This is a genomic window from Exiguobacterium sp. s48, from assembly GCF_018617395.1.
In the GTDB taxonomy this organism is placed as follows: Bacteria; Bacillota; Bacilli; order Exiguobacteriales; family Exiguobacteriaceae; genus Exiguobacterium.
The window spans coordinates 1,506,532-1,527,877 of record NZ_JACSKC010000001.1; the positions used below are offsets into that span (position 1 = coordinate 1,506,532).

A 21,346-nucleotide genomic window follows, 5' to 3' on the forward strand; every position below is an offset into this window, starting at 1 on the left:
TTCACTCTTTGCACGCCCCACTATGGTCGCAAATCGGTCGCTTCCCAGATTGCCCACACCCACATAGCGTGGCTCGGTAAGTGGAGATGACCTCATCCCCTTGCTCGATGTGAAGGTCACCGCGCACCTCGATTTGTTGCCAGTCGTTCAACTTTACAGACGTCGGCACGTCCGGCGTCTCCGCATCTCCACCATCCTTCCGAACGAACTGGAGCGCACCGCTCGGACAACGTTCAATCACCGTGGCAACGTCTGGCGCTTCGGCACCATCCGGTAAGATCCATGGTTTCCGCTTTGTATCAAACACTTCCGGTAGCCCACGCACACATTCTGCCGCATGGACGCAGAGCGACACGTCATAGTACACATCAATCGATTCTCCTACGTATTGTTTGCCTCGCATCGAATCACCCCTTATGTGTTTGCGGGTCTTTACCCGTTACACTATGAAAAAAACCCACCATCCAATGAATGGATGATGGGTCAAGTTCAGGCTTGCCTCATTTCTTGCATACGTTCAAGCTGATGCGTCAACTCTCCAATCGGGACGAACCGCGCCCGGCGGAGCATTTCTTTCCCGTTGATGAAAAAGAGGACGACCGGCACCGTGAAAATCGAGAAGGCACCTGCGACTTCAGGCACCTCGTCCGAATCCACTGCGACCGCCTCGATCTCAGGGAACTCTTTGAGCATCTCTTCGATTTGAGGTTTCAGCGCATGACAGACACTGCATCCCGGATGTGACACGTAGACGAGCAACTGTTCCGTGCCCGCAATCCGTTCATTCAATCCAGTCAAGGTTGTCATTGCTTCCATCTTGCATTCCTCCTACTTGATTAAGCGTTGAGCCACAAGACACCGACCGTCTCGAATCCGGCATGTACCGCGATGGACGGACAGAAACGCGTCCGTACGATTTCAATCTCCGGTAACTTCGATTCGATGAGCGCGACGAGATCGTCTTGCATCTTCGGTGCGAGTGCCGTCTGAACGAACACTCGGTTGTCCTTCACACCGTTTTCCGCGTGGCGACGTTCGAGCTCACCGACCATCTCCGCATACGCCTTCTTCAACGAGCGTGCTTTTTTGAACGGGATAACTTTCCCCGTCTCATCGAGGGTGATGATCGGCTTGATGTTCAAGATGTTTGCGAGGAACATCTCACCAGAAGAAACGCGACCACCGCGGCGCATCGTCTCCATGTTTCCGATAATCATGAAGAAGTTCTTCTTATCGCGCCATGCTTCGAGCAACGCGACAATCTCTTCGACAGATTTGCCATCTTGTTCAGCAGCCTTTCCGATTCGAACAAGTTCCTGCTGTGCTTCGAGCGCAGCATGTGAGTCGATGGCATACACTTTGAAGTCAGCCGCTTCGGCTGCCGCTTTCGAGTTTTTTGCCGTGCTACTCAATCCGTTCGAACAATGGACGGCGATGGCACAATCGTACCCCTCTTCTTTTAAGCGCTCGTAGCGGGCGATAAAGTCTCCGAAAATCGGTTGTGACGTCTTCGCTTCTTTCTTTTGGTCAATCATATACCGATGTAAGTCATCAAGCGAGAGATTTGTTTCACTATATCCGTTCCCGTCCACAATCAATTGAATCGGAACGATATCGACACCGAGACGAGCCGCTTCTTCTTGAGAGAAGTTGGCCATGCTGTCGGTAATCCATGCAATTTTTGTCATAACTAAAAATCCTCCAATGGTCGTTCATTTTTGTCCAATCCCATTATACCTTATTTCTTATCCCTATTCCTACCCGACCGAATAGGACGAAAAAACAGAGCGACACGCGGTCGCCCTGCTTCTCTTTACTTGGTGGAAATCAATTTCGTATGGGCGAACTCATCGTGTGGCAACTCGAGGTCTTTGTTCGACTTCATCTGTTGAAGTGCACGGATGAGCGGAATCCCGAGCGTCGCCGGATAGACGACGTCTTTATAGAGCGTCCGCTTCACGACTTGCTCGAGGGAGAGTGGGCGTCCGTCCGCACTCACGACTCGAATGCCGACGACGCGGTCACCCAATGTCTGACCTTTTTGATACAACATACAGTACACTTCACCTGCCATCGTCACGACGGTCGGCAAGTAATACCGTTTCACTTCTTTGTCTGGCCAAATCTTTTTACGGACGGCCTTTTCAATCAGTTTCGCCGGTGTCTGAAAGACGAGTTGGTCGATTTGACCGGCAACGGCTCGTTTCCAAAGTGGGACTGCCACAGCAATCATCCTTTCTCTCGGTTCTAGCCTTTCAATTCCTCTTTTACCGGCTGACGAAACCCTGAGAACGGACAACCACTCCTTGCGAACAGGTTCGGTGTCTTAATCTGATTATCGTAATGCTCATGAAAGACGTGCGTCGTCGCAGGAGAGAGCGGTGGGATAAGCCAACTCCATTGTCCGGTGACGTCACGCCCCGCGTCTCGTTCGTTTTTTTCGAACCGCTTGAACTGTTTGGCGGCCGTATGATGGTCGACGATCGTCACACCTGCTCGCTCGAACGATTGCAGGACGGCGATATTCAATTCGACGAGTGCCCGGTCGCGCCAAAGGGACCGCTCTTTCGTCGTATCGAGCCCAAGCGACCGTCCGACGAGGGGCAACAGATCATAACGGTCGGTGTCGGCCAAATTCCGTGCCCCGATCTCTGTCTCCATGTACCAGCCGTTGAACGGGACCGACGTAAACCGGAGCCCTCCGATCTCAAGCTCCATATCCGCGATTGCCGGGACCGCGTGCCATTTAATGGTCCGCCCGTCAAATAGGTCTACATCTTCATGCTGAATGTCCACCTCAAGCACGGCCTCGCTCGGCAATTCAAACAAGCGGACGTCTCGTCCGTCCGTGATCATGAGTGGGAGGATATCGAACGGTGTTCCGGCTCCGACCCATCCGAGCTCTTTTGCGCGCTTCGTCATCGTCACAGACATCGGGTCTCCGACAATCCCGTCCGGCGTCTCGTATCCCGCGTACCGAATCAACTGTGAGTTCAATAGTTTGAACTCGTTCGGAAGGACTGTCATCGTCGAACGGATTTTTCCACCGTTCGTGGCGAACTGAAGATGATCGACGAGGGAGGCGTAGACTGCCTCAAACGTATCGGCATCCCGTGCATCGATCACATGGAGTGTCTGCCAAAACAAACGACCGATGCAACGATTCGAATTCCGCCACGCCACCTTGGCGCCCTCACACAACTCTTCCGTCGTCAACGAATAAGTGCCCGTGCGCTCAATTTCATCTTTGATTTGCTGGAGGCGTTCGGACGGGGCGTCATGCCATTGCCGCATCCAGTCGCTCGCTTGTTCATACAGATTCATATCTAAGATCTCCTCACTCAATTCTCTCTTTCTCCATCTTAGAGAAAAGGAGACCTTCGTTTCAACTATCTATTCTCAGACATGGCACGTCGGGTCATCAGGATCGTTCCGGCTGGTGAACGAGTTTGATATAATCAGCAATTTCTATGCTTCCCGTCCCTTCTACTTCAAGGGAAGCCAGTTGCGCTTCTAGTGTCGGACTCGATTCGTATTCCGCAACATATTGATAGAGTCCATGCGTTATCTCAGTGATTCGGCGCAAGCGGACGGGTAAATCAACGCCTGACGGGAAGCGAATGATAAATTCGATTTCTCCATCTAATGGAAGACGAAGCGCAGAGTAGAAATGTAGATGTTGCTCCGAACGTGATGTCAACACAATCGGAGATTGACCAATCGCCATCTGTTGCTGTCGAATCGTTTTAATCGTGATTCCTGCTTGAATGTAACGGCTAGTCCCCCACTCGTGTTGATTGAATGAGTCGGGAGTGAGTTTTCCTTGAATCATCATATTTTCGAAAACTTCGCCTCTTACAGGCGGACTGAACAAATACCCTTGAATCGTCTTACATCCGAGCTGACGCAATAACAGGAGATCATTCATTTGCTCGATTCCCTCGACAACCACGTCGAGACCGAACTCCTCTGCCAAGACGACGAGGCTATGAATGATAGCTCGTGCTTGTTTATTTTCGGACACACCATGCCCGAAAATCCGATCGATCTTGATTGTGTTAACTTGAAACTGTTGCAAATAAGCAAGTGAGGAATAACCTTTCCCGAAATCATCGAGCGCAAGTTGAATCCCTAAATCTCTAAGTGATGAAAAAATGTTTGTGATGTGGTCGGATTCGTCAAGTCTTGATGTCTCGGCCACTTCAATCTCAATCCAATTGAATGACACATCATGTCGCCGACTCGCCGATTCGAACGTACTCAACAAATGTTCGTGGTACAAATATTTCGGTGAAACATTCAACGATATGGGAACTTTATTCGGTAATGTCGCCAAAAAGCGAAACACTTCATCAATGACGTAATCTGTCATTCGGATGAATAAGTTACTTTCCTCCGCCAATGGGATAAAATCGAGTGGCGAAACCGTTCCCCACAATGGATGTTCCCATCGAATGAGCGCTTCAGCCCCGGTGATTTCACCGGTCCACGTATTCACTTTCGGTTGATAGAGGAGATAAAATTCATTGCGGTCGATTGCGGTCGGCAAGTCTCGCAACAATTCGAAACGCTTTAGTTCTTCAAGATTCATGTGTGACGTATAAAGTGAAATCGGAGTCCCTCCCGTTTTGCCCGCTCTTCCCATCGCCATGTAACTTCGACGAATGAGCGTCACTTCATCAGAGGCATCGTTCGGATAACGGCTGACCCCGATTTTAATATTTGGATAAACCGAGTAGGGTTCAAGTTGAAAACAATGTTTAGACAGATTCAATAGGTGATCCCCGATGTGCAAAAGATGTTCATCGCCATGACTACCGGGCATAAACATCAGGAAGGTATCCCCGTCTAAATGACCGACGACCGCTTCATCCGGTACGATTCGTTGCAGTCGATGTGCCGTTTGAATACGCCACTCATCACCATACTCATGTCCGAACGTTCGATTGATGTCCGCGATTCGATTGAATGAGATGGCAAACAAGACGAATGTCAAATCTGCTTGAATCAATCGCGCAATCGACTGAAACATCGTCTCACGACTCGGGATATTCGTCATCGGATCGAATTCGTTTCGCTGCATAAGTTTTGCTTCTTGCTCTCTCACCTCAGTCACATCGCGAATCAATGCCTGAAATCCCCGAACCCGTCCCTTATGATCAAATAAATGTTGACGACTCTCTTTCATCCACTTTTGCTTCTTTCCGACAAAAATCCGATATTCCAGTTCGACATGATTCGTGTGCCGTGTCTCTTCGTTCGCCTGATTGATCTTTTCTAAATCGTCTTGATGAATCACTGCTTTCCAATAGTCAGGATGAGCATTGAAGTGTTTCACCGTATACCCAAACATCGTGTGGAACTGTCCTGCCGCAAACTCGATTTGATTTGTATCATAACTGTAATCGCAAATCGTCGTATCGGATGCCTCACATACGCGATGTAACAGCTCTTCTTTATCCGTCAGCTCGTGCTCGATTCGCTGCTGATCTTTCGTTGAAAAGATGACGTATGTCAAAACGTTACGTTCAAGAGATAACACACCTCGCACGGTCACTGGCATATCTTCAAACGTCTGTTGGTGACGAAGTCGAATCTCCATCGTAAAGTCGCTCTCCCCAGCATCTGCTCGCAACGATTGAACCGATTGCTTTAATCGTTCCCAATCATCAGGGTGCACCGTTTCTCGAATCTGGTCCGCACTCATCTCATTCAGTCGTTGCCTCGAAACACCGAGGAAAGACGAAACTTGGGAAGAGAAGGAGAACGACCCGTCCGCGAGATGTACTTCGATGATCATAAGACCGGGTACTTGTTCAAGCAACTCCCGGCCGACTTTCATGAAGGCATAACGGTTTTGTTTGTCCCATACGGCACTCATGTCTTTGACAATCCCGTAAACGCCTTCAATGAGCTGATCTTTATAAAGCGGGGTACACGTTACCGCAAACTTCCGCTTTTGTCCGTCTTGTACTTTGATTAGTTCAAAATGAACCGTTTCTCCAGCTAGCGCTTGTTCATGATATGGAATAAACTCTTCGGCTCCTGTCAAAGATAAGGCAAGGTCGTCAAGTAACTGCTCCATTTTTTCGTTCGATTCGATGAGTTGTCCCTTCATATCGAGTACATAAATCGCATCTGGGTACTGTTCCATTTGGAGTGAGTCCACATGAAATACCGGAATCGATTCAGATGACAGTATATCTGTAACGTCTCCATTGACGCGATGAATCCATTTCTTAAAAATCGCCATACAATCTCTCCTTTCGAAAGAGATGGAAGTTTCAAACGGAAATTCTCGCGTTCATACAAAATATCTAGTTTACAAAACATTAATTACCAATTACCCATCATTGGGCCATTAGAAAACCCCACTTGTTTAAAGTGGGGTCAATAATTAATTTCGTTCGAGGACGAACGTCTTGTATGCAGGCACATTGACTGTTCCAGTCGCGCGCTTGATTGTCTTCGTTCCGGCACGATCGCCGTCGACAATCACGTTCCAGTTCCCTTTTGGAAGGGAAACTTGAACATTTGTCGGATTGGCGTTATGCGTGATGAACAAGTCGTTCTTTTGTCCTGGTGCGTCTTCATCAATCAAGTACGTGATGATATTCGCTTCCGCTTTTTGGAACGTCAAGAATCGTTTCACGTCGCTCGCTTTCGTCATCCGAAGACCTGGGTTGGCTTTACGCATCTCAATCAAGCCTTTCATGTATTGGACGTCCGCCTTGCGGTCGGCTGCCCGTTTCCAGTCGAGCTGGTTGATTGAGTCTGGTGATTTGTATGAGTTGTGGTCGCCTTCCTTCGTGCGCATGAACTCTTGTCCTGCGTGAAGGAATGTCGTCCCTTGGCTCGTTAAGAGAATGCTCGAGGCGAGACGATGCATCTTCGTCTTATTCACCTCAGATTCGTTCGGGTTCGTCAACGTCAATTTATCCCACAGAGTATGGTTGTCATGGGCTTCGACGTATGTGATCGCTTGCGTCGGTTCTTTCGTGAATCCTTTAATCGTGTCGCTATATGCGATCTCACCGACGATTCCCGTCTTCACTCGATTTTCCATACCTTCTTTTCCGTTGATGAAGCCGTTGTCCTCATCGTAGAAGACGCTACCTTTCAATCCATCACGGATGTTGTCGTTGAAGTGGGCGATGCCCGGCATTGCATAAGCGTTCTTTTGGTTTGCTTTGAGTTCGGCGTCAAGTGGCGTACCGAGGTCCCATCCTTCTCCGAAGACGAGGATCGACTTGTCGACTCGGTTCAACTCCGCACGAACTTTGTTCATCGTATCGACGTCATGAATTCCCATCAAGTCGAAACGGAATCCGTCCCAATGGTATTCTTTCGCCCAATAGACGACAGAATCGACGATCAGTTTTTGCATCATCGCCCGCTCAGAAGCCGTATCGTTTCCGACACCTGTTCCGTTCGCGAAGTCGCCACCTGCTGTGTAGCGATAGTAGTAACCCGGGACGATTTTGTGTAAGTTTGATGCCTGCGCATCGAACATGTGGTTGTATACGACGTCCATGACACCACGGAGGTTGTTGTCATGTAATCCTTGAATCATCTGTTTCATTTCCATGATGCGCACTTTCGCATCGTAAGGGTTCGTTGCATACGAACCTTCTGGTGCATTGTAGTTTTTCGGATCATATCCCCAGTTGTACGTCGCCATCGGATTCGTCTCATCGACCGAGGCCGTGTTGAAGTCATAGACCGGAATGAACTGAACGTGTGTCACACCGAGGTCTTTGACATGATCGAGCCCCGTCTTCGTCGCCGTTTTCTTCCCGTCAACGAGAAGACGTGTGCCACGTTCGACGACCCCGAGATACTTCCCTTTGTTTTGAATACCTGAATCGTATTTGTCCGTCTTCACATCGAAGATTGAGAAATCACGGACATGCGTCTCATAGATGATCGCATCCGTTGATTGTTTCAACTTCGGTTTCATCGAATTCCAACGTTTCGGATCTGTCTCTTTCAAATCGACGACGACTCCTTGGTCACCGTTCACGCCGACAGCCGTCGCATACGGATCGACCGCACGGACTTTTCCAGTCGCATGGGTCACTTGGTACGTATAACCGATGCCGTCCAGGTCGCCGCGCACTTCCGCCACCCATGTGCCACGCTCACCGCGTTTCATCTTGATGGCTTTTTTCATATCTTTGTCGTTCGTCGGTCGGTTCGTCGGCATGTTCCACAGCTCTAGTTCCACTTGTTGAGCCGTCGGTGCCCAAAGGACGAACTTCGTTTTCGCTTTTTGATACGTGACACCGAGTTTACCGTCATATGCATATTTCGCATCGAATTCCTTCGAACGAAGGACCTTGCCGGCTTGGAGTGTCTGTTCCCCAAACTCCGGGTGCGAGGCTTTGATGACTTTCGCTAAGTCGATGTCTGACTTGAATTGAATCGTGACAGACTTGTCGCCAGCCTTTTCAATCGATTCCACCGTTGCCCCTTCCACGCTCACTTCATCGATGAACGCATCCGTGATGACACGGTTAGTCGTGAGTGTCGCCTGACGGAACGTGTCCGCCGAGAACGAGACGAGTTTCGGAGAACGATCGATTTGTGGCTCTGAATAGTAGATTGTCGAATCTCCTTCAACGAGCCAAATCTCTTTTGCAGTCCCGAGAACGAATCGGTCTTCCCCATCCTTCTCCGTCCATTCTCCTTTTTTCGTGATCAAGCCCATGAGTTTCTTCGACTCTGGGTTAGCGAGTTTCACGTTCGCGACGGCACCGAAATCATCTGTCCCATCGAACACGATGCTCTGTCCGTCCCCACCGTCTGGCCAAGCCCATAGACCCCAGTCCGTGTATGTATTGTCGTAACGGAAATAATGAACGTTCATATCGATTTCTGTTGAAGCCGTCTCACCGTCCGGGTTTGACGTATAGATGGTCGGATCTCCTGACTTGATCCATACTTCAGCGACACCATCTTGAATCATGTCGCTCGTGATGAAGCGGTCATTCTCAGAACCTTTATCTTTGTCCCAATTGTCCGTGCGGACGATGAGACCGATTTTTTCAGGTGAATCGACTGGGAATTCGTAAGCCGCCACCTTTCCGAATGCATCTTCCCCGTTAAATGTGAAGCCTTTATTCGGGAAGTAATCTGGGCCGTTCGCCCAAAGCCATAAGTTCCAATCCTTTTCGTTATCCGGCGCCTCTTGATAATGGACGACGACAAGTGTCGACTTCCCTTTATCTAAAGCGGACGTCGTCATCGGAAACATTGACAGAATTAGTGCAAACGTTAGCACAACTGCCCATACGGGTTTCCACTGCTTTTTGACCATGAGGGTCCCTCCTTGTAGCACTATTTCGAGAAAACGCTTACACAAAAAATTGTAAACGGTTTCCTTTAGTGAAGCAACGTTATTTTAGAAAAGGGTCAATTGGCATCAATAGCCGCCCATCTCATATAGGGAATATGAACGAGTGAAGTCCTCATTCACGAAAAAACGACGTCCGGTAGATTCGGACGTCGTCTTGTTTAGTTCCCGTATTTTTTGAACAACTGATAGTTCTTATTTCCACCTGACAAGTTGTACACGTCAGTGAATCCGAGGTTACGGAGCACGTTCTGAGCCGCATTCCCCGTCACCCCTCCATTACAGTAGACGACGGTCGGTTTGTGCTTGTCCATGTCTTTCGCCGCTTCCCGGAGGTTACCGAGCGGGACGTTGACGGCACAATCGACACACGCCTTCTCGAACTGCGCAGCTTTCCGCGTGTCGATGATTTGCATGTCTTCCCCGGCATCGATTCGTGTCTGAAGCTCGGCCGGTGTGATGAGTCGCGCCGCCTTGTCGATACTGTTCGAAAGCACCATCCCCGTATACATGACCGGATCTTTCGTCGTCGAGAACGGTGGTGCGTAGGCGAGGTCGAGGTGGAACAAGTCGTCCACTTTCGCCTTGAGCGTGATGGCTGTGACGAAGACGTCGATTCGTTTGTCGACTCCTTCGAATCCAACGATTTGGACACCGAGCAGTTGACGTGTCGCACGGTCCGCGACCGCTTTGATTGTCATATCTTTCCCACCCATGTAGGCAGGCTTATCCGGTTTCGTATTATGAAGCACCTCGATATCGTATCCGAGTTCACGTGCTTCTTTTTCGGCGAGACCCGTCTGTGCGACGGCAAGTCCGAACACTTTGAAGATACCCGTGCCGAGGATACCCCGATGTTCGAGATGACCGCCCGTGATGACGTCCCCGGCGGTCCGCCCCATCTTGTTCGCTGTCGAACCGAGTGGACGCCAAATCGGTTTGCCTGTCACGATCGAGAAGCTCTCCGCGACGTCTCCGGCCGCATAGACGTCTGGGATGTTCGTTTCCATCCGCTCATTGACAGCGATCGCACCCGTTTCCCCTATCGTGACGCCCATCTTCATGGCGAGCTCGACGTTCGGTCGGACTCCGACCGACAAGATGACGAGGTCCGTCTCAATCGTCTTGCCACTCTCCGTGACGACCCGTTCGACATGTCCGTCGCCGACAAGTTCCGTCACGGTCTCACCAAGCATGAGCTCGATTCCGTTCTTCTCGAGGTGCTCCTCGACGCGACACGCCATATCCTTGTCGAGTGGCGGCATCACTTGCGGCACACGTTCGATGATGGTCACGTCCACCCCGCGAAGCTTCAACTGCTCCGCCATCTCTAGACCGATGAAGCCGGCGCCGATGATCGTCGCATGTTTCGGGTCTGTCGAATCGACGAAGGTACGTGTCGCCTCCGCATGTTGGATGTTTCGAATCGGGAAGACGTTGTCGGACTTCACCCCTGGAATCGGTGGGATGATGCTCGACGCACCCGTCGCAAGGACAAGGACGTCATAGGTGTCCGTGAGCGTCTCACCCGTCTCTAAGTTTTCAACCGTCACCGTCTTCGCGTCTTTGTTGACAGCTGTGACGTTATGACGTGTCATAACGTCAATGTTGTAACGCTTCTTAAAGAAGGCAGCGTCACGCGGCGTCAAGTCGTCACGTGACTCGACTTCTCCACCGATGTAATATGGAATCCCACATCCCGAATACGAGATGTCGTAGTCCCGGTCGTAAATCGTAATCTGTGCGTCCTCGTTGTTCCGACGTGCTTTCGCCGCGACCGATGTCCCGGCAGCGACTGAACCGATGATGACTAGTTTCATATAACCACTCCTCAATAAAGTAATAAGCTGATATATAGACCGAGCAATGTGATAGCGAGTGTCGGAATCGTCAAGATGATCCCGACTTTGAAATACTCACCCCACCCGATTTTAAGCCCTTTCGTACGAAGGACGTGGAGCCATAGAAGTGTCGCCAGCGACCCGATCGGGGTAATCTTCGGACCAAGGTCTGATCCGATGACGTTCGCATAGATTAACGCTTCCCGAATCTGCCCGGTCGTATGCGTCAAGTCAATGGCGAGCGCGTCAATCATGACGGTCGGCATGTTGTTCATGACCGATGACAAGATGGCAGCCAAAAAGCCCATCCCGAACGTGGCACTGAATGCGTTCACCGCGAACCAGTCGATAAAGTTCGCCAGTACTTGAGTGAGTCCGGCGTTTTGAAGACCGTAGACGACGATATACATCCCGAGCGAGAAGAAGACGATGGCCCACGGTGCACCTTTCACGACTTGAGTCGTTTGTACCGCTGACGAGCGATTCGCCATCACGAGGAAGAACAAGGCGATGACACCCGCGACGAGCGAAACGGGAATCTCCACTAAATCACTCGTGAAGTACCCGATGACCAGTAACCCGAGTACGACCCACGATAAGCGGAACATCGTATGATCTTTAATGACGGACGAAGGTTCAGCCAACTGTAAGGCGTCATAGTGTTTCGGGATGTCTTTTTTGAAATACAAGTACAACACGAGCAAACTGCCCGCGACCGCGAACACGTTCACGAATACCATCCGCGCGGCGTACTCGGCAAAACCGATATCAAAGAAGTCGGCTGAGACGATGTTGACGAGGTTCGAAACGATGAACGGGAGACTCGCCGTATCGGCGATGAATCCGGATGCCATCACGTATGCCAAGACGACCGCGTCCGGCAGTTTAAGAGCCCGGACCATCGCCAAGACGATGGGGGTCAAGATCAGCGCTGCCCCGTCGTTCGCAAACAAGGCCGCGACGAGCGCACCGAGTAGTGTGATATAGACGAAGAGCCTCACCCCGCCACCTTTGGCGATTCGCGCCATATGTAATGCGGCCCATTCGAAAAATCCAATCTCATCTAAAATGAGCGAGATGATGATGACCGCGATGAAGGTGAACGTCGCGTTCCAAATGATGCCCCACACCGTGCCGACGTCATCAAGATTGACGACACCTGAAATGAGGGCGATGACGGCCATTCCCATCGCCGAGTAACCGATGCCTAGGCCTTTCGGTTGCTTGATGATCAGAAAAAGCGTCACCACAAAAATTAAACTAGCAATCCACTGCACAATGAGTTCCTCCGATATTCTCTATTTATTGTTTTAGCAAGACGGTTGCAATCCATGCAACACCAGCGTCATTCCCTCTTCTGTCGATTCGACGTCGAGCGTGACGTTCGCGGCTAGTGCTTCAGCTTCCTTCGCTACGGCAAACGTGAGGTCGTCGAAATGCTTCACTTCATCCGTCGTTTCCGGTGTCGCTACGGTCAGACCGAGTGTCGGTCCACAGCAGCCTGCCTCCGTGATGATGCGGACCGATTTCGTTTCTTCCTCTTCTAACGCAGTTTGTAAAAAGTCGATCGCTTCGTTTGTGATATTCATTGTATTTTCTCCTTTACTAATTGAGATAACGCCGCATATCCGACCGGCAGTCGTTCTTGCCATTCGAGCATCGTCGGACGTGACTTGGTGCTTACGCTTTCGAGCCACGGGACCTCATTCGCGACTTTCGCGGTCAATAATTTACTTGTGACCTCGAGCGTCGTGAATGATTGATTGACGACCCAGGCGAACGGTCGAATCGTCGCCCGTTCTAAGTCACTGGCGAGGCGCTCGGCCTCGTATACCGGTGTCGCTTCAGGCAATGTCGTGATGATAACGTGCGTTTGTTTCGGATCACGTAGTTTCGGTAACAATTCTCGGACCGCTTCCGGAACGAGACCGGTCGAGCGTTCGAGTTCGCGGTGATAACTCTCGGTCGCATCTAACAGAAGAAGCGTGTGTCCCGTCGGTGCCGTATCGATGACGACGAAACGATCTTTCGCTTCGCCACTTGATCGGCAAAGGCACGGAAGACGGCAATCTCTTCAGTACAGGGTGAGCGCAAATCTTCTTCGAGCATCGCACGTTGTTCATCGGTCATCTCACCGGCCTGTTCGAACACGTCCCGTCGATACGTCTCGACCTCGATTCGCGGGTCAATCGCGTCCACGGTGAACGTTTCTGGAACATCCGTCCCAATGGCCAATGCAACATGGGCAGCCGGATCCGTCGTCGTCAAATGGACGGCGTGTCCCCGTTCATGAAGCGCCACGGCAAGGAGCGAGGCGATTGTCGTCTTCCCGACGCCACCTTTCCCCATCGTCATGATGACGCTCGGTCCGTCCGCTTCCAACTCGTCGACGAGTTGATGGAGTTCCCCATATATACTCGTCTCGTACACCTCACGCGAGATCGCTACCTCTTGCCCGCTTCCCCAGCGCCGGAGTGCCGAAATACCGACAAGGTTCTCAAACGCATACGGTAGGGTGAAGACCGGAAGCGAGGCGAGTGTTTCCGGGAGCGATTGAAGCGTGTCTTGTTGGCGATCGATGACCGCACGCGCAAACCGGTCCGTCGCTTCTTCTAACGAGATGACACCATTGATGATGAGCTGCATGTGCTCGATTCCGATCGCCTGTAGCTCGGTGGCGGCACGTTCGGCCTCCAACAGTGTCGACACGTCTGGTCTGGCGACGAGGAGCAGAGTCGTCTCTTCCCCATCACGCAGTGTCTCGACGGCACGTTTGTATTGGTGTTGCTTCTCCGAAAGACCGGCGAGCGGACCGAGGCATGACATACCGGTCGTGTTCGTCTCTAAAAACTCATTCCATGCACTCGGTAGCGTCAAGAGCCGGAGCGTGTGTCCCGTCGGTGCCGTATCGAAGATGACATGGTCATACTGTTCGCGCGCCTCGTCTGACGTCAATAGCTCCGTGAACTGGTCGAACGCCGCGATCTCGACCGTACAGGCACCGGACAGCTGTTCTTCCATTGACTGGATGGCAACGTCGGGTAACACGCCGCGATACGGACCGACCATGCGTTCCATGTATTGTTTGGCCGCCTGATCAGGGTCAAAGTTGGCAATCGCGAGTGTCGTTCCTGCGACAAGTCGGGGCGACTCGTCGAATTTCATCTCAAAGACGTCTTGTAAATTGCTCGCCGGGTCGGTCGAAACGAGCAAGACACGCTTGCCACGGTCGGCAAGTGTCAATGCGAGACTTGATGCGGTCGATGTCTTCCCGACGCCACCTTTTCCGGTCAAGAACACATAACGAGTCGGTTGGGTCGTATGAAAATCAAATGGCAACATGAGCATATCTCCTTATTTCTTGAGTGAGATGCGAACTTTCGGTTTTTCTCCGTCCTGTTTGGCGAAAGCGGTGATCGGTAATCCCGTCAACTCCGCCAGCTCTTCATTCGTCAAATACGCGCCCCGTTTCACAACCTTCCCGTCGACAAGCGTCAATGGAAGCGACTCAATCCCGTTTGCGATTTCAGCTTTGACGACGCTGTTCTCGACGAAGCGATTCGGTTCCGATGCGAGATTGGATCGTGACACATCAAAACCGCGCTGCTGCAACACGTAGTGAATCGTCGCCACTCGCGTCAATTCTGGGTCGATGGACGGTCCGCATAACCCTGTCGGACAACACATTGCAGGCTCAAACACTTCAAGTTTCATCTTTTTCTCTCCTTACATCGCACAATCCGGCTCACAATCACAGCTCGGCTCGACGGTTTCTAGATTGGCTAATAATTCGGTGACGAGCGGATAAAACGGACTCGTCTCGTTCAACCGGTAATGAATCCACTGTTTGTCTCGACGTTCTAACAGTAGTCCTGCCTGACGTAACATTTTCAAATGACGGCTGATCGCCGGTTGCGAGATATCGAAACGGTCGACGAAACTACACGCACATTGCTCGCCTGCCTCCATTTGTTTCAACATCGTCAATCGGGTAGAATCTCCGAGCACCTTGAGCACCTTACTCAATTCTTCAACGGCATACACTTTCTCTCACCCTCTCATATAACAAAAAAGTTATATAACCTATACGTTATGAAATTAACATAGTTTTATACGCGAAGCAATTGTCATTTTGGACTCAATTCGGTATGATGAAACACGTTGAAAATGAACGGATTCCAGTTTTTTGATTTTCGTGAGACTCGAAAATCAAATCATTATAAATAGAAAGGTGTGTTCTTTTGGAAAGATTGAATACGTTGAAACACGAATGGTTCGGAAACGTCCGAGCCGACATTTTGGCCGGGATCGTTGTCGCCTTGGCGCTCATCCCGGAAGCCATCGCTTTCTCCCTCATCGCGGGAGTCAACCCGATGATTGGGCTATACGCTTCCTTCATCATCGCGATGGTCATTTCGATTGCTGGAGGTCGACCGGCGATGATTTCGGCTGCGACCGGTGCGATGGCGCTCGTCGTCGTCTCACTCGTTGCTGACCATGGACTCCAGTATCTGCTCGCTGCAGGTATTCTAACCGGGATCATCCAAATCGTTCTCGGTTATCTCGGCATCGCCCGCTTGATGAAATTCATCCCGCGTGCCGTCATGGTCGGTTTCGTCAACGCGCTTGCGATTTTAATTTTCCAAGCGCAACTCTCTAACTTTGAAGGAGAGAGTTGGATCATCTGGGCGATCGTCGCCGCATCGCTCGCCATCATCTTCTTGTTCCCACGTGTGACGAAAGCCATTCCGGCACCGCTCGTCGCTATCGTCGTCATGACGGTCCTCGCGATCACGCTCGGACTCGACACGAAAAACATCGGGGACATGGGAACGATTTCTGCGACACTTCCGGACTTCTTGTTCCCGGACGTGCCGTTCACGCTCGAGACGCTCACGATCATCTTGCCATACTCAATCTCGCTCGCCTTCGTCGGATTGATCGAATCGCTCTTGACTGCCCAAATCGTCGATGACATGACAGGAACGGACTCAAACAAAAACCGTGAATCACGCGGACAAGGAATCTCGAACATCATCGCCGGTTTCTTCGGTGGGATGCCAGGATGTGCGATGATTGGACAATCGGTCATCAACGTCTCATCTGGCGCCCGTGGTCGACTCTCGACATTCACTGCCGGGCTCGCGCTCTTCATCATGATCATGACGATCAGCGATGTGCTCATGCTCATCCCGGTCGGTGCGCTCGTCGGGGTCATGTTCTTCGTCTCGTATGCGACGTTTGACTGGGGTTCGCTCAAAGCGATGCGTACCGCTCAAAAGTCGGACACGGTCGTCATGCTTGTCACAGTACTCGTCACCGTCTTCACGCATGACCTCTCACTCGGTGTATTAGGCGGAATCTTGACGGCTGCCATCTTGTTCGCCGCTAAAATTTCAAAAATCGACCTCGGTCGAAGTGTCACGTCCGACCGTGCCGACTATACGGTCAACGGACAGCTATTCTTCGCCTCGACGTCTGAATTCGTCAACCAATTCGACATCACGGAAGATGTTGATGCCGGTGTCAAAAAAGTCACAATCGACTTTGCGAACACCCATCTTTGGGACGATTCGGCCATCGGCGCAATCGATAAGGTCGTCTTCAAATATCGGGAAGTCGGCATCGAACCTGAACTGCTCAACTTGAACAAAGACTCGGAAAAACTGCTCAACACGCTCGCGCTTCACTTGAAGCAACAAGACGCGAACGCGGGACATTGATTCATCGTTCCCCCGACTCGTTAAATCACCTATACTGAAAGTAGAACGTGCGAAAGAGGAGGAGTTTTCATGGGAAAGGTATTTTTAGCGGCAGACGGTTCTGCCCACTCGAAACGTGCGCTTGAAAAAGCGATTCAGCTCGCAAAGGCGTCGCACGCATCGATTGACATCGTGCACGTCATCAGCGCGAAGGAATCGAAAGAAGCGGCCCTCAATTCGACAGGAAAAATCGACTTGGAGACGAAGCGAAAGCAGATGCTCAAGCCGCTGTTTGAGTTGACGGAAGCAGAAGGCATCGCCTACGAATATATCGAACTTCGTGGGGAGCCGGACGTCGAGCTCGTCAAATATGCGAACCATGAGCCGTACGAGTATGTCGTCGTCGGATCACGCGGATTGAACACGTTCCAAGAGTTCGTGCTCGGTAGCGTGAGTCATAAACTCGCCAAACGTGCTCTCGCCCCTGTCATCATCGTCAAATAATGAATCGTCCCCACCTCTCCATGAGGTGGGGAATTTTTGTGTCACATACAGGGGACACCCCGTACGTGTAGAATGTGTTAAGGACAGTTTATTTTAATAAGGAGGTTCACACGATGGATATCGTAAATGACCCGAATACCCTTTTTCTCATTTTATTACCTGTTTTGATTCTGCAACTCATCTTACTCGTCGTCGCCTTGATTGACTTGTTTAAACGCGACGTGACGAACGGTCCAAAATGGGTATGGCTACTCGTCATCGTCTTCATCAACATACTCGGTCCAATCATCTACTTCCTATGGGGACGGACACCGCGATGAGAGTCACACATGTAACGAAACAATTCGGCTCCTTCACGGCACTCGATGATGTCAGTTTCGAATTACGACCAGGCTGTACGTCCCTCCTTGGTGAGAACGGTGCCGGGAAGACGACACTTTTGAACCTGCTCGCACGTGTCACCGAGCCGACAAGTGGCGACATGAGCGGACATGAACGCATTCGAATCGGCTATTTGCCGCAACGTCCGGCCCTCTATCCATCGTTGACACCCGTCGAGACGATTCGGTATGCCGCTGAATTGACGGGGACGAAACACGTCGACCCGATCCAACTATTGAAACGGGTCGGGCTCGAACCGGTCGACCGTCCAGCAACGAATTTATCGGGCGGGATGCGACAACGGCTCGGGATTGCCCAGGCGCTCGTGCATGACCCGGAACTCTTACTGCTCGATGAACCCGTCTCCGCACTCGACCCACGTGGTCGACGAGAAGTGCTCGATTTGTTGAGTGACTTGAAGCGAGAGCGGATGATCCTGTACTCGACGCACGTCCTTCCGGATGCCGAAGAAGCGAGCGACTGGGTGCTCTTGCTTCGCCAAGGCAAATTGCTCATGGAAGGGACCGTGACCGACCTGCTCGGGTCAAAGTCGACCATCGAGTTACGTCTTTTTGATGACGAGACGAGTGAAGCAGACTGGACGCAGTTAGAAGGCGTGACTCAGACAACGAAACGAGGTTCCACGTGGACGTTCGAGTCAACGGACCGGAACCTCGCCGAACGTGCGATTTTGCAGCGCGTGTTAGAACGGAACGTCACCATCCAATCACTACACGTCGGGCATCCGTCGCTCGAATCTTTATTTTTGGAGGTGAACGCCTGATGCGTACCGCAATCTTCAAACAGGAATGGCGGGAGGCATGGTCGAACAAACGGCTCGTCTGGATCCCGATCGCTCTCATGCTCCTTGCCTCGATGCAGCCGCTCACGCTCTACTTTTTACCGGATATTCTCTCCGCCGGCGGCAATTTACCGGACGGGGCCGTCATCGAGCTTCCGACACCGACACCGGAAGAAGTATTGATTTCAGTCAGTGAACAGCTTCGTCAAATCGGACTTCTCGTCGTCTTGTTGTCGGCGATGCACACGTTCAGTCATGAGCGGACGAACGGGACGCTCGCCTGGCTCAAATCGTTACAAATCCCGACGTCTCGCATCGTCGTCAGCAAATGGGCACATTACGTCCTCTTGACGGTCGGTGGTCTCTTACTCGCCCAACTAGCGGCGGCTTACTATACGGTCATTCTTTTCGAGGCGTTTGATGTACCCGCATTTCTCGTATCGACGGTACTTCTCATCTGTCATTTCGTCGTCCAACTCTCCATCTTCATTCTCCTCGCCTCTATGCTCGAGAGCGGGGTCGTTGCGGTCGTCTTGACGCTCGGTCTTCATTTCATCATGTCGCTCCTTATCGGATGGGTCGACCTCGATTGGATGCCATGGATGCTCGGTCCTCTATCGAGCCAAGTGCTCCTGACCGAGGTGGATCTCGTGTGGCCACTCGTGACGGGAACCGTTGTCGTTACCCTCTCCCTTTTTGTGGCGTCGAAACGACTTCGGTTCATGAGCCATTCGGCGTAAACGTCTGACCTCTTAAATGATTCATTTGCCATAGCTTTGTATTGGATAAATATGGGTACCTCTTCTGTATGTATACAGAGGAGGTCACGTGAATGGCATGGAAAAAAAAGATTGGCATCGGTCTATTGATTGGTGCAGTATGGACGAGTCCGCAGTTTGCATCCGCCGAAGGTTCATTCCAACAGACGGAGGATGGCATCGTCTATACATCGAGTGATGGGACGGTATTGACGGGATGGCAAGAAATAGACGGTCATACATACTACCTGAATGAAAATAGTACCCTTCTCACAGGTTGGCAAGAAATTGAAGGGGCTACATATTATTTCGAGACAGACGGTCGACTCATCACGGGTGCTTACGCGATTGACGGAACGACATACACATTTGACGAGAACGGGAAGTTGCTCACCGGCTGGCAAGAACGAGATGGTCTCGTCTACTATTACGACGAGACTGGTCAACCTGTCACGGGATTCCAGACAATCGCAGGCAAGCGATACTACTTCAACGAGGAAGGAGTCCGTCTCTCAGGATGGCAACAACTCGGAAACGCCAAGCATTATATTTTCCCGGATGGCACGATCCATACAGGGATGTATACGATTGACGGCAAGAAATACTATTTGATGGAGCAAGGAAAGATGGCGACCGGTTGGCAGACGATTGGCATACGTCGCTATTACTTCGGGGATGACGGGGTACGTCGCCAGGGACTCTCCCGAATTGGTGAAAAAGTATATGGATTCCATCCCTATTATGGGTATCGCCTCGAAGGACTGCATCGGATTAACAATCGTCACTACCTCTTCGGAAAATACGGCGATCGTAAGTACGGGCTACAACGAATCGACGGCGTCATGTATGGGTTCCATCCGACCTACGGATATCGACTAGAAGGTGTCCACACATTGAATGCACGCGTCTATTCGTTCGATTCCTACGGACGCCGCGAGTATGGGTTCCAAACGGTCGAGGGGAAGAAGATCGGATTCCATCCGACCTACGGATACCGGTTGCAAGGAAAATTCCGATTGGATGGAAAGACGTATCATTTCCACTCGACGGGTGTCCCCGAGAAGGGATGGAAATATACGACCCAGTACGAGTATTACGCTCCAGCGTTGACGAAGAAGACGGATTGGCAAGCCATCGACGGCAAGTGGTATTACTTTGATCCATACGGAAAGATGTATCAAAACCGTCGTGTCGGGAACGCCTCGTTCGATGCGCGGGGTGCCTATTCTCAGGCACTGTCCATCTATAAAATGAGTGTCCCACTCTATCGTCAGTTCCCGATGGGCTATCCGTCCGGCTGCGAGTTCTTCTCCCTCAAGATGGCACTTGAAGAGAAAGGTCGTGCCGTCAGCGCCTCGACCTTATATAACGAGATGCCAAAGAGTATGTGGAACGCCCGCTATGAGAACCGTCTCTATCGCTGGGTCGACCCGAACGTCATGTTCACAGGTGATCCGAAAGGGACGCTCGGCAAATATAAGAACTATGGGATCTATCCAAAAGGTATGATCGGATTCGCCAGTAAATATCGTCCGGTGAAAGACTTGTCCAACCAAGGACTTGGTTCAATCGAACGTGAACTGTCGATGGGCAACCCGGTCATCGTCTGGGCGAGCGTCGACTTCAACAAACCGTACGGCTACTTCAACTGGTACACCGCTTCGAACAAGAAGTTCACCGGTTACGTCAATTATCACGTCATGTTGGCGACCGGTTATGACAAGTCAAACTTGTATATCAATGACCCGTATCGTGGTCGCTTGGTCATCCCGAAATCCAAAGTGAGCGCCGTCATGAGCGCGACAGGATGGAAAGCGCTCGCGGTCAGATAAGTAAGAAAGAACGTGCCTTTCATCGAATGGCACGTTTTTTGTGTGTGATTAGGAGAAAAGTACGAAATACAGAAATATAAATTCCTATTTTTATGATTAAATATTGAAATTAAATTTCTAGATGATACACTCCTGTTAAGAAATTGAAGCGCTTACACAAATCAAGGGAGG

20 protein-coding genes are annotated in these 21,346 nt (G+C 51.0%); 6 read left to right on the forward strand and 14 right to left on the reverse strand.

All coding sequences use genetic code 11. From position 1 onward, the window contains the following. Position 1 precedes the first annotated feature (1 nt). The 14 genes from KNO66_RS07720 to KNO66_RS07780 form a co-directional block, all read right to left on the reverse strand. Positions 2-403 carry a (4Fe-4S)-binding protein gene (locus KNO66_RS07720; RefSeq protein WP_214741869.1) on the reverse strand — a complete coding sequence of 134 codons (402 nt, stop codon included), beginning with the start codon at positions 401-403 and terminating at the stop codon, positions 2-4. Positions 404-489: 86 nt separating this feature from the next. Beyond that, the gene (locus tag KNO66_RS07725) at positions 490-816 is read right to left on the reverse strand and encodes a thioredoxin family protein (RefSeq protein WP_214741870.1); all 327 of its coding nucleotides are present in this window, start codon (positions 814-816) and stop codon (positions 490-492) included. 20 nt (positions 817-836) lie between these two features. Continuing rightward, the gene (locus tag KNO66_RS07730) at positions 837-1,688 is read right to left on the reverse strand and encodes a DegV family protein (RefSeq protein ID WP_214741871.1); all 852 of its coding nucleotides are present in this window, start codon (positions 1,686-1,688) and stop codon (positions 837-839) included. Between the two features lie 125 nt (positions 1,689-1,813). Then, complete coding sequence (locus KNO66_RS07735; protein ID WP_214741872.1) at positions 1,814-2,233, reverse strand: RDD family protein; 420 nt, start codon at positions 2,231-2,233, stop codon at positions 1,814-1,816. Between the two features lie 14 nt (positions 2,234-2,247). Further along, positions 2,248-3,324, reverse strand: a complete 1,077-nt coding sequence (locus tag KNO66_RS07740; RefSeq protein ID WP_214741873.1) for a nitric oxide synthase oxygenase — start codon at positions 3,322-3,324, stop codon at positions 2,248-2,250. A 97-nt stretch (positions 3,325-3,421) separates the two neighbouring features. Continuing rightward, positions 3,422-6,253, reverse strand: a complete 2,832-nt coding sequence (locus KNO66_RS07745) for an EAL domain-containing protein (RefSeq protein ID WP_214741874.1) — start codon at positions 6,251-6,253, stop codon at positions 3,422-3,424. 144 nt (positions 6,254-6,397) lie between these two features. Next, positions 6,398-9,319: a type I pullulanase gene (gene pulA, locus KNO66_RS07750; protein WP_214741875.1), complete on the reverse strand. Its 2,922-nt coding sequence runs from the start codon at positions 9,317-9,319 to the stop codon at positions 6,398-6,400. Between the two features lie 197 nt (positions 9,320-9,516). Further along, the gene (locus KNO66_RS07755; protein WP_214741876.1) at positions 9,517-11,175 is read right to left on the reverse strand and encodes an FAD-dependent oxidoreductase; all 1,659 of its coding nucleotides are present in this window, start codon (positions 11,173-11,175) and stop codon (positions 9,517-9,519) included. Positions 11,176-11,186: 11 nt separating this feature from the next. Beyond that, positions 11,187-12,473 carry an arsenic transporter gene (locus KNO66_RS07760; protein WP_214741877.1) on the reverse strand — a complete coding sequence of 429 codons (1,287 nt, stop codon included), beginning with the start codon at positions 12,471-12,473 and terminating at the stop codon, positions 11,187-11,189. A 33-nt stretch (positions 12,474-12,506) separates the two neighbouring features. Next, positions 12,507-12,785 (reverse strand): Fe-S cluster assembly protein HesB, encoded by a 279-nt coding sequence (locus KNO66_RS07765; RefSeq protein ID WP_214741878.1) that lies wholly within the window; start codon positions 12,783-12,785, stop codon positions 12,507-12,509. Next, a complete protein-coding gene (locus tag KNO66_RS15000) occupies positions 12,782-13,207 on the reverse strand; it encodes an ArsA-related P-loop ATPase (protein ID WP_353048565.1) in 426 nt (141 codons plus the stop codon). Before KNO66_RS15000 ends, KNO66_RS07765 begins: the two co-directional genes overlap by 4 nt. Continuing rightward, on the reverse strand, positions 13,168-14,538 hold the full coding sequence (locus KNO66_RS07770; protein WP_353048547.1) for a TRC40/GET3/ArsA family transport-energizing ATPase: 1,371 nt from the start codon (positions 14,536-14,538) through the stop codon (positions 13,168-13,170). Before KNO66_RS07770 ends, KNO66_RS15000 begins: the two co-directional genes overlap by 40 nt. 12 nt (positions 14,539-14,550) lie before the next feature. Next, the gene (gene arsD / locus KNO66_RS07775) at positions 14,551-14,910 is read right to left on the reverse strand and encodes an arsenite efflux transporter metallochaperone ArsD (RefSeq protein ID WP_214741879.1); all 360 of its coding nucleotides are present in this window, start codon (positions 14,908-14,910) and stop codon (positions 14,551-14,553) included. A 12-nt stretch (positions 14,911-14,922) separates the two neighbouring features. Then, positions 14,923-15,240: an ArsR/SmtB family transcription factor gene (locus tag KNO66_RS07780; RefSeq protein WP_214741880.1), complete on the reverse strand. Its 318-nt coding sequence runs from the start codon at positions 15,238-15,240 to the stop codon at positions 14,923-14,925. Between the two features lie 197 nt (positions 15,241-15,437). Here KNO66_RS07780 and KNO66_RS07785 point away from each other — a divergent pair, with 197 nt between their 5' ends. From KNO66_RS07785 to KNO66_RS07810, 6 genes are all read left to right on the forward strand, one after another. Further along, positions 15,438-16,919, forward strand: coding sequence for a SulP family inorganic anion transporter (locus KNO66_RS07785; RefSeq protein WP_214741881.1), 1,482 nt, complete (start codon positions 15,438-15,440; stop codon positions 16,917-16,919). A gap of 69 nt (positions 16,920-16,988) precedes the next feature. After that, complete coding sequence (locus tag KNO66_RS07790) at positions 16,989-17,402, forward strand: universal stress protein (protein WP_214741882.1); 414 nt, start codon at positions 16,989-16,991, stop codon at positions 17,400-17,402. 113 nt (positions 17,403-17,515) lie between these two features. Further along, complete coding sequence (locus KNO66_RS07795) at positions 17,516-17,722, forward strand: PLD nuclease N-terminal domain-containing protein (RefSeq protein WP_031422647.1); 207 nt, start codon at positions 17,516-17,518, stop codon at positions 17,720-17,722. Continuing rightward, a complete protein-coding gene (locus KNO66_RS07800; RefSeq protein ID WP_214741883.1) occupies positions 17,719-18,567 on the forward strand; it encodes an ABC transporter ATP-binding protein in 849 nt (282 codons plus the stop codon). The genes KNO66_RS07795 and KNO66_RS07800 overlap by 4 nt, the downstream gene beginning before the upstream one ends. Then, a complete protein-coding gene (locus tag KNO66_RS07805; RefSeq protein WP_214741884.1) occupies positions 18,567-19,325 on the forward strand; it encodes an ABC transporter permease in 759 nt (252 codons plus the stop codon). The genes KNO66_RS07800 and KNO66_RS07805 overlap by 1 nt, the downstream gene beginning before the upstream one ends. 92 nt (positions 19,326-19,417) lie before the next feature. Beyond that, entirely contained in the window at positions 19,418-21,175 is a 1,758-nt protein-coding gene (locus KNO66_RS07810) for a C39 family peptidase (protein WP_214741885.1), read from the forward strand. The last annotated feature ends 171 nt before the right edge of the window (positions 21,176-21,346 follow it).